Genomic DNA, 23,872 nt, shown 5'->3' on the forward strand with positions numbered 1-23,872 from the left:
ATCTCAATCTCCAGTAAATAAAAGCCTCAAGAAGTGGAAGAATAACTATAATTAAATTCAGAAAAGAAAATACTTCGTATGCTGCTGTATTGATGCCCCTTTTAAGCAAAAAATTATACAAAAACCATAGTTGAACAATCCTAAAGACAGCACATCCGATCAATACCCAGACCCCTGTCAAAAATGGCTTAAACTTCATCATTGCATCTGTCCATTGACTACAAGTTCTTTATTTCTCCTATCAGATCCTGTAACACTTTTTTTGCATCACCAAACAGCATAGACGTTTTTGGCCGAAAGAAAAGATCATTCTCAATACCGGCATAACCTGGCTTCATGCTTCGTTTATTAACGATCACATTTTTGGCTAGCTCAACATCCAGTATCGGCATGCCGTAAATCGGCGATGACGGGTCTGTTTTTGCTGCAGGGTTTACTACGTCATTCGCACCAAGGACCAACACCACATCTGTCGTCGGAAACTCTTCATTGGCTTGCTCCATTTCTTCGAGCCTGTCATAGCTCACATCTGCTTCGGCCAGCAGTACATTCATATGACCGGGCATACGACCTGCCACCGGGTGAATGGCATATTTCACTTGCACACCTTTTTCGTTCAACAACTTCTCCAATTCATGGCAGGCATGCTGCGCCTGGGCTACTGCAAGACCATAGCCCGGAACGATTATCACTTTGTTGGCATAGCTCATGATCACGGCCGTGTCGCTTAAATTAATTTCCTTGTAATGCCCCTGCTCTTTTGACCCTGCTGCACCAGCTGATGATGAGCCACCACCAAAAGAACCGATGAGCACATTCAACAACGAACGGTTCATGGCTTTGCACATCAATATCGTTAACAATGTACCAGCAGCACCAACGAGGATACCACCCGTCAGCATCACTTTATTATCATAGAGGAAACCACCACAAGCTGCGGCTACGCCGGTAAAAGAGTTTAATAACGAAATAACAACAGGCATATCAGCGCCGCCGATGGGGAAAACAAAGAATACTCCATAAAGCAATGACAAAGCAAAGATGGTATAGAAAACTATGGCTGCGTTAGCAGGAATCCAGCCAATTAAATAAACAGCCAACGAAAGAATCACGAGCAGCAGTACAATATTGAATATATGTTGTCCTTTGAATGAAAAGTCTTTTACTTTTCCATTCAGTTTGCCCCATGCAATCATACTTCCGGCGAAGGATACTGAGCCGATAATAAGTCCAAGAATGATAATTAATAAATGACCGGCTGAGACAGGAGCACTGCCTAAATTGGTTTTAATTAAGATATCAGCTATTTCAAAAGAAAAATGATTGACCTGGAAATTGTTTTTAGCAATATGATCAAACTCAACCACTGAAATCAACCCTGCACAAGCTCCGCCCATTCCATTAAACAAACTCACCATCTCCGGCATGGCGGTCATCTTCACTTTCTTTGCAGCCAATGTTCCTATTATAGAACCAATGGCAATACCGCCAAATATCCAGCCATAGTTGCCCAGTTTTTGTCCATCTTCCTCGTATAAAAAAATTGTTCCCAGTATCGCAATCATCATACCGGTAGCGGCCACCAGGTTGCCCTTTCTTGCTGCAGCCGGGTTAGACAACATCTTTAACCCGATGATGAATGTCACCGAACCGATAATGTAACAAAGTGTAAGTATGTTTAATTCCATAAAAGCGGCCCCCTCCACCCTCCCCCGGTGGGGGAGGGTATCCACTCACAGCCCTGAAAGCAGCAAGTGAACTATTTATTTTAAAATTTACAAAAGAACTAAAGACTATGCCATCTATAATGAATCTCCGTAAGTCCCTTTAGGGATTTAGGGTTTCTTCTTCTTAAACATCTCCAGCATCCGGTCAGTTACTACAAAGCCGCCTACTACATTCAATGTCCCAAGAATTACCGCCAGGAACCCTAATACCAGGGCCAGGTAATTGTCATGTTCAGCCTTGCCCATAACAATGATGGCACCAATGATTACCACTCCATGAATGGCATTGGCACCGCTCATCAGCGGCGTATGCAATACACTTGGCACACGGCCGATGACTTCAATACCCACAAAAATCATCAGGATGACGATGTAGATGATCTGTTGATTTGCTGTTATCCATGAAAGCATAAAGAGGCCTCCCCTAAATCCCCTCCCAAAGAGGGGACTTGCCACTCACAGCCCTACAGCAGCAAGTGGTTTGTTGTTATTAAATATTGTTGAGTAAAGAACTAAAACCCTCCAAACCTCCCTAAAGGGAGGCATGCCACTCACAGCCACATGAGCAGTGGGTAAACTATTGAAGAGTAAAGAGCCGAACGATGAAGTGTGCGACCCCGAGTTCCGTCGCTTTGCTCCTCGTCGGGGCAGGCGCAACAAAAGCTGATCGGGGAACTAAAGTTGACAACACACTTATCATCTATCTGCTAAAGAACTTTCAAAATTAAAAATGCTAAACCCACCTAAGTTCCCCTTTAGGGGACAGAGGTTTTCACTCTTTCATGCACTACTTCTCCCCCATGTGTAATACAACTTCCTTTTACAAGATCGTCTTCCCAGTTCAGGTTGATGGTCCCTTCTTTTGTTATGATCAGTTGTAAAAAATTAAGGATGTTCTTACCATATAATTTGCTGGCATCTGATGGCAGTGTCGCCTGCAAATTGGAATTCCCGATAATGTTGACACCATTGTAGACAACTGTCTCGTTATTTTTTGTAAAGGGTGTGTTACCACCGGTAGCTGCCGCAATATCAATGATCACCGACCCGTTGCGCATTGCATTTATCATCTCCTCTGTAATAAGTATAGGTGCTTTTTTACCGGGTATCTGTGCTGTAGTGATGACGATATCTGCCTTGGCAATACTCTCCGCGATTCGTTGTTGTTGTTTTTGTTTGTAATCTTCCGTTTGTTCAACGGCATAACCACCTGCTTTGCTGGCATCGGCAGCACCTTCCACTTCCACAAACTTTGCACCCAGGCTCATTACTTCTTCTTTTACGGCAGGTCTTGTATCAAACACTTCGACAACAGCGCCTAATCTTTTAGCCGTGGCAATTGCCTGCAAGCCGGCGACACCGGCGCCCAGTATTAAAACTTTTGCGGGAGCAATACTTCCTGCTGCCGTCATGAACATGGGGAAATATCTTCCATATGAATTAGCAGCCAGTAATACAGCTTTGTAACCAGCGATATTTGCCTGTGAACTGAGTACATCCATCGATTGTGCACGGGTAGTGCGTGGCAGCATGTCCAATGAAAAACTGGTAATACCTTTTGACGCCCATTGTTTCATGGCATCACCGGTAAACAATGGCTGATAAACACCGATTAAAATTTTGGAATTGGCAATTGACAAGGCAGGATCAGGCTGGTTTATCGCCAAAATGATATCCGCCGATGTGGCGATCTCATTTGCACTGGTAATTCCTGCCCCTGCTTTTTCATAATCCGCATTGCTGCAAAAGGCTTTCTCACCTGCTCCATTTTCCACTAATACAGTAATGCCTTTTTTTGTAAGTGTAGCTACCGATTCTGCCAGCAACGATACCCGGGTTTCGGGATGTGGCTCCTTTAATATTCCTATGACCATGCAGGAAATACTGTTTTTTCAAGAATGAGATGACCGATTTTGACCGAAGATATTAAAATTTTGATACCAAGCTAAGGTAATTCTACTCAGCATTGGTTGCGCCGCACTCTTGTACGTCCGGGAATTCTGCTCATCAAACCTCATCCCTCGTATCCCTTCTCCGGAAGAGAAGGGACGGCACTGCATTGCTGATTCCAAACTCCATAACTACCCCATCATCATTATAACTATACTCGCCACTTTCAAATACTCTTAATCAAATGCGGAGATTTCGAAAAGCGAAGCTTGTGCGCCGTTCCTCTCCTTTGGAGAGGCTAGGTGAGGTCTCTACTCAACATTTTAGAAGCTTACTATTACCATCATACTCTCAGCCTGCCTGTCGGTAGACAAGGGCTGTGTGTTGATGGTCCCGACTGTTTCGTCGGGATCGGGATGGGCCTAAAACCTAATAGTAAAATGCTGCTTTTCTTTAAATTCCTGTCTTAACAATACAATCCCAATAAAAAAAAGGTCAATTGTGCATCGCACAGCCGAATGTTGTTGAATGCTTTTCCATGCTTGCTCCATTTCACTGCTCCAATGAATATCATCAAAGATTATTATTGAATTATTATTTAACACCGGGAGCAATTGTTTGAAATAACGCTCTGTTGGTTCCCGGCGATGATTTCCATCGATGAATACAAAGTCAACCGAAGAAAGGCTATCAACAACTGCCGGTAATGTATTGTCAAAATTTCCTTTCTTTATCGTAATGTTTTCAAGATTTAACGTCTTAAAGTTTTGTTCAGCCTTTTCAGCAATAGATGAAGCTCCCTCCATAGTTACCAGGCTTGCATTTGGCTTTGCCAATGACAGGTAAGAAGTCGTGATACCTAATGACGTTCCCAATTCTATAATTGCCTGCGGCTGGTAGTAGCTGACTATGCGATATAACAACTGGCCATACTTCGGTGGTTTAGCCGCATTTTTGGCGATAGAAGAAACGCTGCGACGATTTGTTTTATCAATGGAGGAACCAGCACCAAAGTCTTCGACTTCCAAAATAGTAGGATCTTTCACCAATTGGTTTCTCAAGGCCTCTACCTGCTGGCAAGCGGGGTATTGGGTTTTATCATTCAATACATGGATGATAAAGTCAAATACAAACGGCGAGTGCATGCCATGGCCTTTGCCATTGTATGCTGTAAAATAATAATGAAGATATTTTTGAACTAGCTTCAGCCTTGAATACATGGTCAGCAAACTACGAGAATCCTTTGCACATTTTCAAATTTTCAAATTCGCCACTCATCTCTCCCACACCTGGAAAGAATAATTATATGCATGCTTTGCATCGGCTTCATAATTTCTTTGACTCACCAATCTCCAAACCTTAGGATCTATCACCGGGAAAAAAGTATCTGCCTCAAATTCCGCATCTACCCTTGTCATATGAATGCGGTTGGCTTTGTCAAAAATGGAACGATAGATTTCACCGCCACCAATTACCATCACTTCTTTCACGTCCATTTCCCTGACCAGGAACAATGCATCATTGAAATCTTTTACCGCAACTACGCCATCAGCCTTCCATCCATCTTGTTTGGTTAAAACGATATTTTTTCGGCCCGCCAGTGGTTTTCCCAGCGACTCAAATGTTTTTCTACCCATTACCACCGGCATTCCCCAGGTCACATTTTTAAAATACTTCATATCATTAGGTAAATGCCATAGCAACTGGTTGTTTTTACCAATAGCATTATTGTTGGCCACAGCGACTACAAGCGTTATAATCATAACTTAATTTGCGACAAAGAGGCGCTTTATTTTCTGGTACTGGGTTATTCCTTACTCTTCATTATTTGCCTATTCATTCGCCTCCTTTAATGCTTGTAATTCTAGTTCAGGGGACAAACGAAAATCTGTTTGTTTTATCTTTTCAAGAAATGGTTTAATTGATTGTATTATTCCATTCAATTTTGCTTTTACGATTATACCGATGGTACCGGTAAAAGCAATCCCAAGCTGTTCCGCAATTTTCCTTGCTTTGTAGTCGTCCAGAATTATTGTGCTATTCGGAATTTCAAGAGCCAATGCAATTGCGCTCGCCTCTCCTTTATCAATTTGCAATTCCAGGAGTTGTTGCTTGTGTTTATCTTTAACGGCTAGAATTTCCACCCACTCAGGGAGTGTATCACCATACTCAAATGCGATGTCCGGAGTCGTTACGATTTGTTTATAAACTTTATGTAATAGTTCGAGTTCACCGATTTTGCTCAAAATAATAAAACAACTCGTGTCAGAAATAATTGTTTTAGGCATTGGCTACATCTCTTGATAAGTCTGCTGCAGGAAAATTAAATATTGAGACATTATAACTTCCCAACAGTTCGGCAAATGCTCTTTTTGTCAATCCTGCAACTTCAGCGGCTTGTCCAAGCGAAAGTTTGCCTTGCTCGTAAAGACGTGTTGAAACAAGCAGAGCAAGATCTCTATTGTCCACATCCAGGTTATCCGGAACATTAAGCGTTAACGTTTTCATTGTTCAAATTTAACAAACTTTAAAAAGATATTCAATATCTACAGGTTGTTATACCGGTTACTCGCAAGTAGTCTCATTCATTTACACTGCTACCGGTGCCTTTATCGCGGGGTGTGACTGGTAATTTTCGAGAGTGAAATCTTCAAATTTGAAATCAAAGATATTTTTTACAGCCGCATTTAATTTCATAGTTGGTAAAGGAAATGGCTGTCGGCTCAATTGTAGTTGCACCTGTTCTACATGATTGCTATAAATATGTACATCGCCAAAGGTATGGACGAATTCTCCCGGTTCTAAATCACAAACCCGTGCAATCATCATGGTCAATAAAGCATAAGAAGCAATATTGAAAGGGACTCCGAGAAATACATCTGCGCTCCGTTGGTAAAGCTGACATGAAAGACGGCTTTTTTGTTCCCCCTTTAGGGGGTTGGGGGGCATCACGTAAAACTGGAACATGTTGTGGCAAGGCATCAAAGCCATTTCAGGCAGATCAGCTACATTCCAGGCACTGATAATCAGGCGCCGGCTGTCAGGATTCTTTTTTATTTGTGCAACCAGGTCGGTAACCTGGTCTATTACTTTACCATCTTTTCCTTCCCATGACCGCCATTGTTTGCCATAGACAGGCCCCAGGTCTCCATTTGCATCCGCCCATTCATCCCAAATCCTTACTCCATGTTCCTTCAAATAAGCAATATTGGTATCGCCCTTTAGAAACCACAAGAGTTCATAGATAATACTCTTCAGGTGCACCTTTTTGGTGGTGACCAGTGGAAAGCCTTTTTGTAAATCAAATCGCATTTGGTAGCCAAAACAGCTTTGTGTGCCAGTGCCGGTACGGTCAGTCTTATGAACCCCATTTTCCAAAATATGGCGAAGAAGATCGAGATATTGTTGCATGCTGCAAAGATAACCATAGAGCCTTAGCCCGAACGCCACCAATCCGAAACTGTGGGGAATGTGTGAATTGGCGCAGCCAGGTCATAAAGACAAAAAATGCCGGCTTTTATCAGCCGGCAACTTATGTGGTTTTTCTATTAAACCCGTTTAATGAACGGCGATCTCCTCTGCTTCCCTGTTTACATATTCGGGACGCAAGGCAATTACCGGAGATTGACTGTTTTCTTCTTCCACAATCAGGGAAATATCATTATAAAGACGTTGGAGGGTTTGACGTTGTGCTGTGTACCTTTGTTCGGTAGCCTGCAGCCTGGCCTGTTCATTGACCAGTTGTTCCTGCAAACCGGCAATAATTCCTTTTGACTCATTAACAAATTCATTTTGCCTTTCATATTTTTCTTTCGACTCGTGCAGGGTATTTTCAAGCCAGGTAATATGATCCAGCTTTGAAGCCAGCAATTCCTGCCTTTCTGCCAGTTGCTCTTCCTTGCCGGTTAGCATGACCTGTAATTTCTCAGTTTCTTCTTTCTTTTGCTGAAACTCCCTTGTCAAAGTTTCAAGTTTCTGCACATCTTCTTCATGCAAATTTTTCAAGTCATTTATCTCGGTATGAAGTTGCTTTTTTTGATACTCGTCAAGGTGGTTGGCTTTAATGCGCTGCTCTAATTGGTTCTGCAAAAACTCAATCTGTAATTTTTTCTCCTGCAATACTTCCCTGATGTATTCCTGCTCCGCTACTTTTTCTTTCAATTGGCTATTTTCTTCTTTCCACTTGCTTAATATGGATTGTTCTTCCTCAGCACCCGCTGACCGAAGCTTTAGCTGCTCAGATAAGGATTCGTTCTCTTCTTCCAAACTGGTATAAGCCTGGTTCATTTGTTGAAGCCTGGCCAGTAGCTCTTCCTTTTCCTGGCTATAGCGATCGGATATTCGCTGAATCTCTTCCTGCATTTGCTGTGGCATTTGTTCATAGGGATGTTCCATATCAATTGAATTTTTGTTTGAAAAATTTATGACTGCATAACTGGCAAGCCCAGCATATTTTACTTCCAGCTTTTCGAAATCATGACGCAGCGCAGTATACCGTGCGTGGTTGTAGGATAGCCGTTTTTTGTATTCACTTATTAAAGGAGAGTGGTCAAAACAAACAAATTCACCATCACCTTTCGTGTAACCAACTAATTCAGGTGATGCTGACAGAAGTTTCTCTTCTTCGTCAGCAGCAATTTCTTTTTTCCTTTTTTTATGATGAAGATAAATAGTAACTAACGCCGTTACTAAAAAGGCAGGAATGACGATCCAGCAAAGTATTTGAAAAAAGTGCACGAAATCAAAAGACGACCCAGTGGCTAACAACATTCTCAAAAAAAGTTTTGCGTAAAGTTTTTACATACCCTGGTTTAAAAGGATCAGACAATAATTGTTTGCGCAGGAATCGAGGTGGGAATTCCAAACAGTAACTATATCAACAATCCTTAAGTAAACATCCGGAAGAAAGGATAACTAAAAATGGTTGATTTATTCGCCAGGATTATTTCAAGAATAGTACCAAAAGAAGTTAAAATTTGTCAATAGCGGGGATTATTATACACATTTTTAAACTACGTAATAAGTCTTCTTACTAAAATTTATTGATAGACCCTGATGTAATCTACAATCAACCACTGGGGAAATGATGTGGTTGCATCCGGGCTGCCGGGCCAGTTGCCACCTACAGCAAGGTTGACAATAAAATAAAAATCTTCATTAAATGGATAAGTAGTTCCTGCCTGCAGATCTGATTTGTTTGCTGTTGAAAAAAGATTACCATCTAAAAACCATTTTAGCTGATCTTGTTTCCATTCGAGTGAATAAACATGAAATTCATCATGCAAAGTTCCTGACGATAAAGCTGTGTTACGATTGTATTGAATACTTCCGGGTCCCGGACCATAGTGTAATGTGCCATGTGTTCTGCCCGGATCGTGCCCGACCATTTCCATAATATCGATTTCACCACTGCGTGGCCATCCACCATATGTGTTGGCCTGCGGCAACATCCAGAAAGCCGGCCATATGCCCTTGCCAATTGGCAACTTTGCTCTTATATCTATACGGCCATACTTAAATGTTTTTTTTCCTGCAGTCAATATTTTTGATGAAGTATAACTTTTGCCAGCAAAGTTTTCTTTTCTTGCTTCGATGATTAATTTTCCATCCTGGAAAAAAATATTCTGCGGTCTGTCGGTATAGTATTCCAGTTCATTATTTCCCCAGCCACATATATTGGGACATCCGTCACCGTTTTGATGCGTCCATGCATTTGCATCCAGTGTACCCGTATTAAATTCATCGGCCCATGACAAGCTATAGCCTGCATAACTTGTTGGCGCATCATACCCGGCGTTGGAGAAATAAATTTTTATATCATCATTGACAATTACAACAGGTGCTGTATGTTGTTGGATGGTGGCATTAGTTGCGCCGGTCAGCATCATAGTAAGCGTCTCATCATCTTCTTTTATCTCATCGGCAATCACAGACAGGGTAATCTTTTTTTGTGTTTCATTGGGCTGAAAGGTAACCGCTTGATTTGTTACTGCAGTAAAGTCTTCGCCGGCTTTGGCTGATCCTTCCAGTGTTGAATAAGTAACGGTGACGGCTTGTGAAATGGCATTGGAAAGGGATAATGTAAATTCAAACGCTGAAGCACCACTATTGCCCTCAGGCAAACTAATGCCATTAATACTCACCACCGGCACTGGCTCGTCAGCTTTGCCACCACTTTTACTACAAGCTATTACTGTGATCAAAGAAAATAACGAAAGATACTTTTTCATCCCAATGCTTTTATTCATTAAACAAAGTGGAAGCATCCGACCTTGAAAGGTAAATGCGTTCCACTTGCGATTGCCTACATTAAAACTAATTTATTGCCGCATAGGTAAACCTCCAGGCACCCCATCCATAATCCAATTTTAAAACCAGGCGGCTTGCAGTGATAGAAACAATATCATAGGTAACGCTGGCTGCCGGAGTCGCCAATGCTGCATCAGGCGGAGTACCTGCTTTGTACAATCCTAAATGGGCGCCTTTACCGATTATTTTTAATTTGTTCCCAGTTACTTCAAAAGTGAAGTTGCCATCTTTCACCCAGTCCTGAAACTGCGACGGAATATCTCCGTTTGCATAGCAGTCTACTGCTGGCATTCCAGACGGATGCGGATTCCCGCCTTCTTCGTCTACATAAAAATCGCCCTTGCTATCATACGCTACAGTGCTGCCTGTTTTATTGAATGTGTACTCATCATTAAACAAACAGGACCTTGATGTAAGCTCTCCCACCCCATTTTGCCACCAGGTGGTGTTTGCATCCGGGCCAATCCACAAGGCACCAGCCTCAGAAGCCAGTTTCCACTTCCGGCTACTATTTCCCGTCAATAGTTTGAAAGGAGTTTGTGCAGCCGGATCGTCCTGTGCCACGGTTATCGTTTGAGAAGCTGTATCAGTGCCGCTATGACCAAATGCAAACAACTTTAGCGTATAAGTGCCTTTGTCAGCAAAGTAAGCCGTATCAACGCTTTTACCCGTTTTAAATCCTCTTCCATCCGCTTTATCCCAGTCATAACGAAATGTATGTTGAGAAGTGCTGGTCAAAAGATATTTATTGGTTTGCCCTGCAATGGGTGTTATGCTGAATGAAGCGGTTGGCTTTGGCTCCAGGTCCCTTACATCGTATTCGCAGGATGAAAGAAGAATACTGCTGCCAAGTATAAGTGTTGTAATTAAATGGCATGGCTGGTCAATTAACTTTCGCATATCAAAAAGTTTAATTGTTAGATGATGTTTTGTTCAATCGTTAGTAGTTGGGATTTTGAGGCAGTGCTGCTGTATTTACATCAAAATCAGGAATAGGTAACACACTGTGTTTTGATTGTTGATAACCTAATCCTTTTAACTCCTGGTCAGCCAATCCCCAACGTACCAGGTCAAGATAGCGATAGCCTTCAAAAGCCAGCTCGAGTTGTCTTTCTTTTACGATCGAATCAAATAAAGCCGTACCGGATGCACTCACATCAGCAAGACCCGCCCGTTGCCTGATAAGATTTAAATAGCCTCTTGCTTTAGCATCGTTATTCGATTTATTAAATGCTTCAGCTGCCATTAACAAAACATCGGCATAGCGAATCTGGCGCCAGTTGGTACCATAATTCAACTCGCTGATAGGTCCACCGGTTTGCGAACCATAAGAGCCGTATTTTCTTTGGAAGAAACCTTCGTAATCGTAAGCAGTCGGATTGCTCCAGTTGCCGCCGGCAGCTACCAATTCCGCCTGCGACATGATAGATTGTTTTCTCCTGTCTGCATCACCGGCTGCAACAAACGCATCCCATAATTTTTGTTTAGGTAAATTAAAACCCCAACCTGCAATAAGTGAATCAGAAGGAGCTTTGGTATAATAGTCGCCTCTCGGCCCCATCAGCTGAACATGGATATTGCTTTCAGGAGCAGCGCCCCAGGGAAAATTACCCCAGTCATAGCTGCGACCGTTTGTATAAGAGATTTCGAATAATGATTCGGCACCAAATTCATAGGCCCTGGAAAATGCAGCTCCTACAGACGGCGCCAGTGAATATTGATTGGAAGTGATCACCGCTTCAAATTGGGCACCTGCTTCAACCCATTTTTGCTGATACAAATAAGCTTTGCCTAACAATGCCTGGGCTGATCCTTTTGAAACCCTGAATACATCTGCCCCGGCATAAGCAGACTTTAATGGTAGATCTGCTATTGCTTCTGTCAGGTCTTTTTGAATTTGAGCATACACCTCTGCCTTTGGTTTACGACCAGTGCTGGTGTATTGTGCAGGTGGGATATCATCTAATACCAGCGGCACATCACCCCACAAAGAAACCAGTTCAAAATAATTATAGGCCCGTAAAAATTTTGCTTCTGCAATTAATCGTTTGCGCAGGTCCGTTTCAGGAAGCACTTTATTAATTACCTTATTAGCACGGTAGATGGTGAAATAAGACATTCTCCATGCCTCTCTTACTTTATCATTGGTAGCATCAAAATTATAATTGTCCAATGTTTGGTAGCCAGGCTGATCACCGGCATCACTGCCACCGGCATTGCTTTCGTCCGATAACAAAACTTTTATCATGTATAAACTACCCCAGCTGCTGTTATAATGAGCCTGCATCATATCATAGGTAGCAGTTACAGCCTGTGTGGCATCCTGGTCCGTTTTATAAAAATCCTGTTCGGCAAATGCACCCGGCACTTCCTGCTCTAAAAATTTTTTACAACTGCTTGTCATCAGCAAAGCAGAAAAACAAACTATTGATGTTTTTATTAATAAACTTTTCATTAGTAATTTCTTTAACGGTTAAAAATTAAATGACAGACCCACGATCGCTTTCCTTGGTATAGGATAACCTCCACGGTCAATGCCTATACTGTTCTGTCCATTGCTTCCACCTTCGGGGTCAACACCCGGGTATTTTGTAAACGTGAAGAAATCATCCAGCGAAACATAAATGCGGGCTTTCCGGATACCTGCTTTTTTCGCCAGGTTTTCGGGTAAAGAATACCCCAATTGTAATTGCCTGATCCGGGTATATGCACCGTTAAAGATCATCAGGTCGCTATTGTAGATATATGGATTCGCCGTGTTTGCTGCAAACCAGGTGTTGGTGCTACCGGGTCCTGTCCAACGATTGGCGTAAAAGAAATAAGGCTTGTTAGCAGTACTTCTGTCTGTTCGATTGAAGCCCATTAAAATATCATTACCTGTTTGCCCTTGCACAAATACGATCAGATCAAATCCTTTATAGGACACACTTGCACGACCACCATAAGTCAGGCTCGGATGCGGGCTGCCGATTTTTGTCATATCTGCCGGCGAAATTTGTTTATCACCATTCACATCTACAACGATAGGTTCGCCTGGTTTCGGAGAATAACCCGTAATGCCTGTTTTAGACAAATAAGAATTGATCTCATCCTGTGTTTGGAAAATACCGGAGGTCTGGTAGCCGTTGAAATACCATAAAGGCAAACCAACTTTCATCGCAGTGGCGCTCCATCCTGTACCGATACCGGCTCCAAAGATGACAGGCGAATTAGGATCTAAATAAGTCACTTCATTATTTAGTGTAGAGAGGTTTGCACTCACCTCGTAGGTTAAACCGTCTTTAGAAATGGGTTTATTGATATAGGACAGTTCGAATTCCCAACCTTTATTTACTACGTTACCGGCATTTTTTGTTCGAAGTGTATTACCCGCAATCAACGGAGCATTACCACCGGTAAGCATATCCTTCGTTGTTTTTTTATAATAGTCAACAGTCAGGTTTAAGCGATTATTAAAAAATGCCAGGTCAGCGCCAATGTCGAATTGCTCACCGGTTTCCCAGGTAAGTTCAGGATTGGCAAGACTTGTAGGAGCAGCACCAACGATTAACGTACCACTGCCATCAGGATACAACATACCCGAACCAATTGCATTCATCCATTCGCCGATTCCAACAGAAGAAACATTTCCGTTTTGTCCCCAGCTACCGCGGAGTTTGACATAGTTCAATTTATCCGAAAGACCTGCCGGGTAAAAATTCTCATTAGAAAGAACCCAACCCGCAGATACAGCAGGATACAATTTCCACTGATTTCCCGGAGCCAATTTGGAACTTCCATCCCTGCGGAGAGAGGCGTTAAATAAATACCTGTCGTTGAAACTATAGTTTAACCTTCCAAACAAAGAAGCAAGTGTATAATCAAATGCATTACTTCCTATACGATCGATATTATCGGGAACATAGTCAGCATACGAAAATCTGTCATCCTCTTTAAATAAACCTGAGTAGCTGCCGCCAATATGATATTCATGCGTTTTAATTGCCGATACGCCACCCAACAACGTAAAATTGTGGACACCAAAATTTCTTTTATAAGTAGCAAAGTTTTCAAACTGCCAGGTGTACCAGTTGTTGTTATAATCATACCCATTAGCAATAGTATTTTGGCTTTCATCCGAGAACCAGAATGTGGGGGTCCAGCCATGGCCTGTTTGAAAAGCTGCATCCACGCCAAATCGTGAAGTAAACGTAAAGCCTTTAAATGGTGCAATATCCATATACACATTTCCGACAATCTTGTTCTGTGTATTTTCTCCTTTAGCCATGTCCATACGTGCCAAAGGATTGCCATATTCACCTTTCAGGAAATTGGATATACCGTAAATATTTCCATTTTCGTCGCGACGTAATGGTTTGTTAGCCGCCAATGCGTTTTGCACATGCACCGGTAATGCCCCGGTATAAACCACGGGAGTAATAGGATCCATTACCAACGCACTGGAGAGAATAGAACCAAACTCATCATTGTCAGAAACAGCTCTTCTTTTATGATGAGAGTAAGATAAACGGTTACCAATAGTTAACCACGGTTTTATTTTATGTTCACCATTGAAGCGAACCGTATAACGATTGAATCTTGACTTGTCGCCACCAACTATACCTTCCTGTGTGAAAAGTGTTCCGCTAACGAGATAGGTTGATTTGTCAGATCCACCACTGAACTGCAATGAATGATGCTGTTGTGGAGCTGCTTGCACGGCATGATCAAGCCAATTGGTACCGGCGCCAATTCCTGCCAGGTCAGCTGTTGTAGGCGCATTGGCAACACCGGCTTCCTGCAGATATTGCTGGTACTGTTGGGCATTCATCATTTTGATGAAATCTTTTTTCAGCGACTGCTCCGAATACTGGCCACTGTAAGAAGCTTCGGATGTATTCCTTTTACCGGTTTTGGTGGTAATGATGATTACGCCGTTTGAACCTTCAGCACCGTAGATAGCCGCTGATGCCGCATCTTTTAAAATATCGATTGTTGCTATCTCTGATGGATCGATGTATTCGATACCGCCAGCTCTCACACCATCAATTATGTAAAGTGGATTTGAATTACGGTTTGAACTTGCACCGCGGATGCGGATATTTAGACCGGCGCCCGGTTGACCGGATGTAGGCAATACTACTACCCCGGCAGTACGTCCCTGCAGGGCCTGGTCGATCCTGGTAGAAGAAACCGTTTCGAGTTGTTCTGATTTTACAGAAGATATAGCACCGGTAACCAAGGCTTTTTTCTGAACGCCATAACCAACTACCACTACTTCCTGCATGTTTTTATTCGCAGGAGTTAACTGTACATTGATAGAGGAACGACTCGCCACTTCCACTTCTGCCGATAAGAAACCGATATAGGTAAACACCAATACCGCATCAGACTTTTCTACATTTATTACAAAAATCCCTTCATTGTTGGTTGTTGTTCCGGAGTTAGTTCCTTTTTCAATAATATTTACACCAGGCAATGGCTCTCCTTTTTCATCCGTTACTTTCCCGGTGACACTAATAACAGGCTTTTCCTCAGCAGCCGTTATTACGACAAGACTACCGCTCAGGCGGCGAAAGCTTAATTCTGTATTCCGCAAAATTCGGTTTAAAACATCTTCCAGGGATGCATTTTCAATAGCGATACTTATACGTTGATCACGGGGTAGAATTTCATCTTTGTACACAAAACGAAAAACACCCTGCTGTTCGATGGCTTTGAACACCTTCTTGAAAGTTACTTTTTCAAGATTGAGGCTGATGTTGTCCTGTCCATAACCATTACCGAAAGATTGAAAAGAAAATACAACAACAAGCAGAATGGTAAACTTCATCATTAACAAGCATTTGATGAATTGACCGGGCTCATGCAGGCATAAGCCAAATCCATTTTTTTTCATACCTTAGTTTTGATTTAAATGATAGAATTTTTGCTCAGGCTTGAGCAAATAACTGTCTTTAGCAAACGGAGGATGCCGCAAACATTCTCCGTTACTTTTTATGTGTGGGGGTTAAGTAACTTTTCTCATATGCGTGCAGTTTTAGTTAAGCAATCGATTGTTTTAGCAGATCTCAAAATATTCTCAAAGGCCTTCAGTGATTAAGGCCGGATAATTACTTCCCTTTTATCCTTATCGTAAGAGTAATGGAAACCCCGATCGATCATTTTTAAAGCATCCAGCACTTCCTTTATACTTTCATCGTCGAAATCGCCGGTATATTTCTCCTGTTTAATTCTTTCGTCCACAACAACCTTTACATTGAACCAGCGTTCCAACATCAGCGAAATTTCCCCGAGTGAGGTACTATCAAAAGCCAGCTTATTCTCCGTCCATAGCGTTTCTTTAGCATTCACCTCATTATCTTCGATCTTCAGCCTGAGCATTTTCGCAACCTGGCTTCGCAGCTCTTCTAATTTTTTATTGGCAACAAAATCGGTCTCGCTGGCTTTCGCCTTATCATTATCAATAACTAGTTTATCATTGGGCTTGAGCATGTATTTTATCCCCGGATTGTGGCGAACAGTTACTTCAACAGAACCGCGGATCAAAGAAGTCTCCGTATTTTTTTCATTAGCATAAGAACGAACATTAAAAGCCGTTCCCAATACTTTGACATCAATCACATTGGTATGAATAACGAATGGCCTGGTTTCATCTCTTACCACATCAAAAAAAGCTTCCCCGGTCAGCTGTACTTCCCTGATCTTTCCCTGGAAATTTTCGTTATAGGTTATTTTACTATCAGCATTTAACCAAACTTCGGTACCATCCGGCAATTGAATTTTGGTTTTATTTCCTTTTGGGGTAGAAATTTCATTTCTTGCCTGCTTGCTTTGTTCCTGCTTGACAACTACGGGAGATCTGAAGACAAAAAACCAGGCGACAAATAACGAAGCAGCAATACCAGTTGCCCACAATAATTTTTTATATATCGAAGATTTCTTTTTTTCGTAGTCTTCAGCTACTTCAATTGTTTCATTGTTTTCATAAAGCAGTACGGGTACTGACAAATGATTGCTCAAACGCTGCATGTGCCGGTTGAAAGCAGCATCCTTTTGAGTTTCTGTTACCTCATTCTTAGCCGACCAAATAGTATTAACCCTATCCGCCTGAAATTTCTTTGCGGGATTTTGTTCCAAATGAGCTTCCAGTTCAGCCAGCTCTTCAGGCCGGGCTTCACCGGAGAGTTTCAAACTTATCAATAGCCAAAATCGTTCGTCGGTCATAATTGCGTTGTACAATTATAAAAGACACAGCCCTGATGTAAAATGTACCAAGAAGGAGAAAAAAAAATTTATAAACCCGGCCGGTTTAATTAAGATGCTGAAAACCCGGTAATTGAAGGAAATGCCGATTGTATATGTGCAGGTAATGACGTGGTTATTTTGCGAATGGCTATGGCCAGCTGATTCCTTACCGTCAGAACGGAGATGTTCATAACAGCAGCAGCTTCTTTATACTTCAACCCATCTTCTTTTACCAATTGAAAAATAAGCCTGCACTGAGGCGGCAACTCCTGGATAGCTTTGCGGATAGCATTCACCGTTTCTGCAGAAATAAATAGTTCTTCCGGGCTGTTGACTCCGATCACCGGTTCTATATCCATTTCTTCTATGCTTAGCGGTGCATTTTTAAAGTTTCGCTGGATATAGTTGATTGAAAAATTTTTGGTAACGGTGTACAAATAAACCTTCAGGTTGTTGATCTCGGTAAGGCGGTCCCGCATTTGCCAAACTTTGATGAACACGTCGGAAACAATTTCTTCGGCAGGTTCTTTTGACTTTACAAACGAAAAAGAGAAGCGATATAAGCCATCAAAAAGCAGGTAGTAAAGCTCTTTGTAGGCTCTCATGTCTTCATAAAGTGCAATGCGCTTTTGAAGCTCAGGTATGGTTGAAGCAGGCAGCAATAGTTTCGCAGTTGTTAATGTTCCGGTAACAATGTTAATTTTTTTTAGTGATAAAAAAAATTTCTGTTGCCAAATAATGATGTATTGATGACTCAGGAACAAAAAAGCAGGATTGAAACAACTATGATTTGCTTCTTCTTCTCTGCAATTCTTTTTTGATCAGGGCCAGCTCACGGCCTGTTTGTCCTTTTACAGACGTATTTTCCTGCGCCCTGCGCATCAGGTAAGGTATTACATCATTGATAGGGCCAAACGGTAAATATTTGCTGACACTACATCCGGCATGAGCCAGGTTAAAAGTAATATTATCACTCATTCCGTATAACTGGCTGAAGTGAACATGTGAATGATTGAGCGGCAATCCTTTTTTTTGTAATAATTGGGTAGCTAATAAATTACTGTATTCATTATGCGAAGCGACAATCAATGCAATGCGATCCAGGTGATCAATGCAAAAACTAACACCCTCATTGTAATCCCTGTCGCTCGACTCTTTGTCAGGTTGAATGGGAGATGGATAGTTTTTTTCCCCGGCACGTTTTCTTTCTTTTTCCATGTAAGCCCCACGAACCAGTTTGGCGCCCAATATAAATTTCCGTTCAGTTGCTGCTTCGAATGAGTCTTTCAAAAACTGAAGACGATCATGGCGATAATGCTGTATAGTATTATACACCACTGCTCTTTCTTTATTGAAGGCATCCATCATCAGGATAGTCAATGCATCAACAGGATCCTGTATCCATGTTTCCTCGGCATCTACCAATACTCCTACTTTCTTTTCCGCGGCCGTCTCACATATTTTCATCATGCGGCGGCGAACACGATGCCATTCCTCTTTTTCGTCAGCAGGCAATTCGTCCACCACTTTTAAAAATCTTTTCATCAATGTGCCTTCGGCCTTGTGCATCAATTGATCCAATTTTTCCAACAGCCCAAATCTTGCAAAACCTGTGACCTTAATACTCATGAAAGGAATATTGGGCTGCGTAGCTGCATAGTTGATCACCCGGATAAATTCTTCTGTTGCATGATCAAAACCATGTTCACCATCATCCCCGCCTTCAACACCATAATCAAGAATAACCTTAACATGATAATCACCCAGTTTTTTTGCAACGACTGAAGTTTCTTCTAATGTTTCGCCGCCAACAAACTGTTCAAAAATTGTACTTCGGATAATCCCTTTCACCGGCAATCCTGCTTTGATGGACCAGGGAGCCAGTTTGGCACCCATTTGTACCAGCCAGGGCTGACCCATTAAAGAAAAAAGAAAATTTGCTTTTTTTAACTGCTTATCAGATTTGTATTCAAATGCGAACTCGGTATTATCAAAAGAAATGACGGGCTGTAGTTCCATACGAAGATTAGTGATGGGCAAATGTAAGGCAAAGAGAATAGACAATAAACAACAGACGATAAGCAATCGTTTGTCCACCTGCGTCCATTCTGAAGCTCACTGTGACAGCCATTTGCATATTTGCCCATTTGCGTGTTTGCCCGTTATCTTTGCGCAAATTTTAAAAATGCAGCCCCGCAAAGCAATCGATAGCATAACGATAATGACCGAACTGGTTTTACCAAATGATACCAATGTTTTTGGAAACCTGATGGGAGGACGCCTGATGTATTGGATGGATATTGCAGCCGCTCTTTCTGCGCAACGACATTGCAATTCAGCGGTAGTAACTGCTTCTGTAGACAATATCTCCTTTGAAAATCCGATCAAACTCGGGAATGTGGTTCATATACAAGCCAAAATATCCCGTGCTTTTAATACTTCAATGGAAATATATCTTAAGGTATGGGGCGAAGATTTAAAACAGCAACACAAATACAAAAGCAATGAAGCCTATTATACTTTTGTAGCGCTTGACTCAAACAATAAACCGATACCGGTTCCTCCATTGGTTCCGGAAACTGAGGAAGAAAAAAAATTATTTGACGGCGCTTTGAGAAGAAGACAACTTCGTCTTATACTTGGTGGAAAAATGAAGCCGCATGATGCGGCGGAATTGAAGGCCCTGTTTATGGGGGAATAACGACAAACTGCAAATGCCAAAACTTTATAGAATTTGTTCGATAATTTATAGATTAATACTTGGACTTGCTATTCCGGCATTATTGGCAGGAAATTTTTTAGTAGCTGCGGCAGGACATAGTAAAACCATTAGCAGAAAAGATTATTTTTTATTCGCCTATCTTCTTTCGACTGTAACGCTATTAACGCTATATCACAATACCGATAAAGAACGTCATACAGGAAAAAGAATTCTCTTTTTTATAGTTGCAGCTCTGGTATTGGTAAGTATTGTATTTGAACTCTATTCTCTTTATGACATTTTCTTTTTATGCCGGTGTTTTACAGCCAGTGATAATATAGGCACTCTACTAATTTTCCTTTTTTCTGTAATTGCGACAATAGTATTCGCCGGAATAATTCGTGAACAGAAGAAATCGGAATGACAATAGATTACCAGATCGAAATTATTCTCCCGTCGCTTCTTTTTCCTTCACCACTACCAAATCTTTTATTTCAACCTGCATTGGTAGAAGCCCAATCTTTACTATAGCCCTCTTGCCTCTTAATTCTATTACTTGTCCTACCTGGTGATTTCGCTTCATCTTCACCGTGTCACCGGCTTTTATCTCCCCTCCTATTTCAGCAAATCTTGAATCAATTTTCCTCTGCATCTTGCTCACTGTCTTTTGTTCATTTTTTTTAAACAGCAAGGCCTCCATTTGTTTGATGACCTTATTCTTGTTTTCCTCTTTTCTCCACTCTATTTGCATTTGTTTCAACTTGCGTTCCATATCCCGGAGATAGCTGATCTTTTCTTCCGATATCCTGTTTTGTTCTTTAAGAATAGCCACCTGTTGCAAATGTTTTTCCTTGTCCAATACTTGCTGCATTTCCTTTTTCAACTTTTCATTTTCCTTCATCAGCTTATGCAATTCAGACTCTTTTTTCTCGAGATCTTTCAGGTCCTGTTCTGTTCTGTTCAATAATTTATCTAACCTGAATTGATCGCTATCAACAAGATCTTTAGCCCGTTTGATTAATCCCCTATCCAACCCAATTCTTTCTGCAATGGAAAAAGTATAAGAGCTTCCGGGCTTACCTATTATCAGTTTGTATAACGGGCGGAGATTTTTTTCATCAAAGCCCATTGCACCATTAATAATGCCGGCTGTTTTTCCTGCCATTACTTTCAGGTTGAGATAATGTGTGGTCACGATACCGTAGGCATGTTTCTTCGCCAGTTCCTGTAATATCACTTCCGCAAAAGCTCCCCCCAGGTTAGGGTCACTACCACTTCCCAACTCATCAATAAAGAAAAGCGTTTTACCATTTCCATTTTCCATGAAGTATTTCATATGGATGAGGTGGCTGCTATAAGTACTTAGCTCAAACTCGAGACTTTGCGTATCACCAATATGAATCATCAATTGTTTAAAAATGCCAAATTGTGATGAAGGGTGAACAGGTACCAGCAGTCCACTCTGCACCATCATTTGTAATAAACCGACTGTTTTTAATGTCACCGTCTTACCACCGGCATTCGGGCCGCTTATCACCAATATTCTTTGCGAATCGTCCAGGGTAACAGTGACCGGGATTGTTGGCTTATTCGATTTTTGATTGTAGAGATACAGCAATGGGTGATATGCCTGGATGAGATGCACATAAGCTTTATCGGTAACAGCAGGAAACTCGCCTTTGATTTCAATCGCCAGTTTACCCTTAGCACGAATAAAATCATAATCGCCAACAATTCTATGGTAAACGCTAAGCAATGAGGCATAACCGGATAATCTTGACGTAAGTTCCCGGAGAATGCGATACACTTCTTTCCGTTCTTCCTTTTCCAAATCACTCACCTGGTTATTGAGATCTATTGTCTCTTCAGGTTCTACAAATGCTGTTTTACGGCTTTCACTTTCACCATGCAGAATACCTTTGACCGTCCTTTTTTGTTCCGCAAAAACTGCCAGCACCCGGCGACCATTCATAAAACTTTCCTCGATATCCGCCAGGTAACCCTGCTTGTTCATTTTGGAAACAATTCGCTCAAAAAGCCGTCTCAGTTCATTTCGTTTGCGATAGAGATTAAGGCGAATATCTTTGAGTTCATTGGATGCCGAATCTTTTACCTGCCCATAATCATCCAGTACATCATCAATCATACTGATGATGGCTTTTTCATAATAAGTATCGGCAATTACTTTGGCCAGGGCTCCATAAGCAGTCTTCCTCTCGTTATCAAACCAGCGAAATATCTTTTCCATGCTATCGGCAAGTTTGCGCAACAACAATATTTGCTCTCCTGATAAAACAGCGCCGGGAATAGCCAATAGCTTTAATTCTTTGGCAAGATTCAGGATATAATCGTTGGGAAAATAAATACTGTTTTGCAGCAACTGTGTGTACTCATGGCTTTGCCTGAGCTCGGTATCGATAAATTCTTTGCGGGTATGAATACGCAAATTTTCAGCTTTGGTACGGGCATGATCGGTTTGGCAATAAGCTGCCAGTAAAATTTTTACCTTATCAAATTCCAGTTGGTAGTACGCCGACTCCGGGAAAAGTTTCATAAATAAGTGACTCCATCTCTTTTTGTGAAATGCAAATTTCGGGATTTGATAATTCATAGGAATGGCTCATATAAGAAGGTTTTATCAACCACAAAAAAACCGGTTGCAATACAACCGGCCGACAACTGCTTACAGGGAAAAGGTTCTATAACTTTAATTTATCAATAATAAACTGCCCAATTTTTGTCCCCTGTTCCTGACCGTTTTCAATAGCATCCCGGTAATGAATACCACCGTAAAAACGTGAAATAGCAGCTTCCTGGGCCGCCTGCCGAAACGACCTGAACTTCCGGGCGGGCAGGCCAAACTCTTTTTCCGTATTATCTACAAAAGAAAAATTGTCACCAAAAAGTTCTGTCAATACCAAAGCCGCTGCAGTAGAAATCACACTATGGCCGGATGTATATTCAGGAAAGGGCGGGGTTTGCAGCAATGGCCGCCATCTTGGATCTATCCAGCGATTAATAGCGGTTTCGGGCCTGACCCTGTTGCTTCGGTACTTTTCATCCCAGCAGGAAATGAACGCATCCGCCAGGGTTATGGCTACAATGGCATGGATCAATATGGTTGACTCCAACTTTTTCTTTGAACTTAAACAGGCAATTCCGGTAATACCCATCCAATGCCCGCCCGGCGAGATTTTTTTTAATGCAAATTCGACATGGCCGATTTGCTGAACGGCAAACGGGTTGCAGTCCCAAAACATAGCAATAGCCCGCTGTTCCTTTGTCAAATTCTTTCCTGCACTATAAACGTCGTAGAGTTGTTTATAGAAAGAAGATGTTTTTAGCGTATCAAACAGTACGGCTGGCACCGGCTTAAACTGTTGCGCAGAGTCAATCAAAAAAGGTCTGATCATGTTCCAGTAAGGTTCCAGGGCCGCCATAAAAGCCGGTCCCGTTGGCTGCCACATAGCGTCGCCAGTGACAGGAGTATATCTTGGGTAGCCACTCAGGTTGCGAAAGCCATCTGTATACGAATAAGCCAATATTTGCTGCACCACCAACTCCCCCAGCTGCTTTGATTTTTCAATTACCACCCTGGAGACGCCTTTTTTTGCGGCAACATTGAGTAAAGAATCCGTTTGTTCTTTCAGTAAGTAGCCAGACGGCAACAATCTTTCGCCCATCCGCAACACGGTATATACAATCGCCAAAGAGGAGTTAACTGAATCAGTTGATTCCTTTTGAAGTTTTATTCCATCATATTTATTCAGCTTGCTCACAAAGACACTTTTGTCTTGCTGCAAACCTACCTGCAGCTCATAGGGAGCAAGGGTAATGTAGGCATAATACCGGCTGGCTGCAATTGGCGAAGTAGCATCGTTGACCATCACATCCGTTACTTTTTTTAATGCCTGCACATAATCTTTCGATGTAAACGGACCGGAACTTCCGCCATATGCAGTAAAAAATATCAAGGCATATATTATACTAAGAATGACCGATTTTTTCATAAATAGCT

General features: G+C 41.8%; 20 protein-coding genes. 2 read left to right on the forward strand and 18 right to left on the reverse strand.

The annotated features are described in order from the left end of the window. Nucleotides 1-218: 218 nt before the first annotated feature. From P2W73_RS18600 to P2W73_RS18675, 16 genes are all read right to left on the reverse strand, one after another. Complete coding sequence (locus P2W73_RS18600; RefSeq protein ID WP_276503597.1) at nt 219-1,688, reverse strand: NAD(P)(+) transhydrogenase (Re/Si-specific) subunit beta; 1,470 nt, start codon at nt 1,686-1,688, stop codon at nt 219-221. A 147-nt stretch (nt 1,689-1,835) separates the two neighbouring features. Beyond that, complete coding sequence (locus P2W73_RS18605; RefSeq protein ID WP_276503598.1) at nt 1,836-2,138, reverse strand: NAD(P) transhydrogenase subunit alpha part 2; 303 nt, start codon at nt 2,136-2,138, stop codon at nt 1,836-1,838. Nucleotides 2,139-2,482: 344 nt separating this feature from the next. After that, nucleotides 2,483-3,601, reverse strand: coding sequence for a Re/Si-specific NAD(P)(+) transhydrogenase subunit alpha (locus P2W73_RS18610; RefSeq protein ID WP_276503599.1), 1,119 nt, complete (start codon nt 3,599-3,601; stop codon nt 2,483-2,485). 438 nt (nt 3,602-4,039) lie between these two features. Then, nucleotides 4,040-4,762, reverse strand: coding sequence for an O-methyltransferase (locus P2W73_RS18615; protein ID WP_276503600.1), 723 nt, complete (start codon nt 4,760-4,762; stop codon nt 4,040-4,042). Between the two features lie 129 nt (nt 4,763-4,891). Beyond that, complete coding sequence (locus P2W73_RS18620) at nt 4,892-5,380, reverse strand: dihydrofolate reductase (protein WP_276503601.1); 489 nt, start codon at nt 5,378-5,380, stop codon at nt 4,892-4,894. 69 nt (nt 5,381-5,449) lie between these two features. Then, nucleotides 5,450-5,905, reverse strand: a complete 456-nt coding sequence (locus tag P2W73_RS18625; protein WP_276503602.1) for a PIN domain-containing protein — start codon at nt 5,903-5,905, stop codon at nt 5,450-5,452. Beyond that, nucleotides 5,898-6,125, reverse strand: a complete 228-nt coding sequence (locus P2W73_RS18630; protein WP_276503603.1) for a UPF0175 family protein — start codon at nt 6,123-6,125, stop codon at nt 5,898-5,900. Before P2W73_RS18630 ends, P2W73_RS18625 begins: the two co-directional genes overlap by 8 nt. An 81-nt stretch (nt 6,126-6,206) precedes the next feature. Then, nucleotides 6,207-7,028, reverse strand: coding sequence for a thymidylate synthase (locus P2W73_RS18635; RefSeq protein ID WP_276503604.1), 822 nt, complete (start codon nt 7,026-7,028; stop codon nt 6,207-6,209). A 147-nt stretch (nt 7,029-7,175) separates the two neighbouring features. Further along, nucleotides 7,176-8,387: a coiled-coil domain-containing protein gene (locus tag P2W73_RS18640; protein ID WP_276503605.1), complete on the reverse strand. Its 1,212-nt coding sequence runs from the start codon at nt 8,385-8,387 to the stop codon at nt 7,176-7,178. A gap of 269 nt (nt 8,388-8,656) precedes the next feature. Next, nucleotides 8,657-9,847 (reverse strand): family 16 glycosylhydrolase, encoded by a 1,191-nt coding sequence (locus P2W73_RS18645; RefSeq protein WP_276503606.1) that lies wholly within the window; start codon nt 9,845-9,847, stop codon nt 8,657-8,659. 85 nt (nt 9,848-9,932) lie between these two features. After that, nucleotides 9,933-10,826 (reverse strand): PKD domain-containing protein, encoded by an 894-nt coding sequence (locus P2W73_RS18650; protein ID WP_276503607.1) that lies wholly within the window; start codon nt 10,824-10,826, stop codon nt 9,933-9,935. A 40-nt stretch (nt 10,827-10,866) separates the two neighbouring features. After that, entirely contained in the window at nt 10,867-12,381 is a 1,515-nt protein-coding gene (locus tag P2W73_RS18655; RefSeq protein WP_276503608.1) for a RagB/SusD family nutrient uptake outer membrane protein, read from the reverse strand. A gap of 18 nt (nt 12,382-12,399) precedes the next feature. Then, nucleotides 12,400-15,804, reverse strand: a complete 3,405-nt coding sequence (locus P2W73_RS18660; RefSeq protein WP_276503609.1) for a TonB-dependent receptor — start codon at nt 15,802-15,804, stop codon at nt 12,400-12,402. 200 nt (nt 15,805-16,004) lie between these two features. Then, entirely contained in the window at nt 16,005-17,132 is a 1,128-nt protein-coding gene (locus P2W73_RS18665; RefSeq protein WP_276503610.1) for a FecR family protein, read from the reverse strand. An 89-nt stretch (nt 17,133-17,221) separates the two neighbouring features. Beyond that, nucleotides 17,222-17,917 carry an RNA polymerase sigma factor gene (locus P2W73_RS18670; protein WP_276503611.1) on the reverse strand — a complete coding sequence of 232 codons (696 nt, stop codon included), beginning with the start codon at nt 17,915-17,917 and terminating at the stop codon, nt 17,222-17,224. A 19-nt stretch (nt 17,918-17,936) separates the two neighbouring features. Then, nucleotides 17,937-19,172, reverse strand: coding sequence for a proline dehydrogenase family protein (locus P2W73_RS18675; protein WP_276503612.1), 1,236 nt, complete (start codon nt 19,170-19,172; stop codon nt 17,937-17,939). A 166-nt stretch (nt 19,173-19,338) separates the two neighbouring features. Between P2W73_RS18675 and P2W73_RS18680 the strand changes: the two genes are divergently transcribed. Next, nucleotides 19,339-19,854, forward strand: a complete 516-nt coding sequence (locus tag P2W73_RS18680) for an acyl-CoA thioesterase (protein WP_276503613.1) — start codon at nt 19,339-19,341, stop codon at nt 19,852-19,854. Between the two features lie 13 nt (nt 19,855-19,867). Beyond that, the gene (locus P2W73_RS18685; RefSeq protein ID WP_276503614.1) at nt 19,868-20,278 is read left to right on the forward strand and encodes a hypothetical protein; all 411 of its coding nucleotides are present in this window, start codon (nt 19,868-19,870) and stop codon (nt 20,276-20,278) included. A gap of 21 nt (nt 20,279-20,299) precedes the next feature. Here the strand turns inward: P2W73_RS18685 and P2W73_RS18690 are convergent, their stop codons facing one another. Both P2W73_RS18690 and P2W73_RS18695 read right to left on the reverse strand, forming a co-directional pair. Beyond that, entirely contained in the window at nt 20,300-22,408 is a 2,109-nt protein-coding gene (locus P2W73_RS18690; protein WP_276503615.1) for an endonuclease MutS2, read from the reverse strand. 145 nt (nt 22,409-22,553) lie between these two features. Further along, entirely contained in the window at nt 22,554-23,864 is a 1,311-nt protein-coding gene (locus tag P2W73_RS18695; RefSeq protein WP_276503616.1) for a vanadium-dependent haloperoxidase, read from the reverse strand. Between the last annotated feature and the right edge of the window lie 8 nt (nt 23,865-23,872).

It is taken from the genome of Terrimonas pollutisoli (assembly GCF_029360765.1).
GTDB lineage: Bacteria > Bacteroidota > Bacteroidia > Chitinophagales > Chitinophagaceae > Terrimonas_B > Terrimonas_B pollutisoli.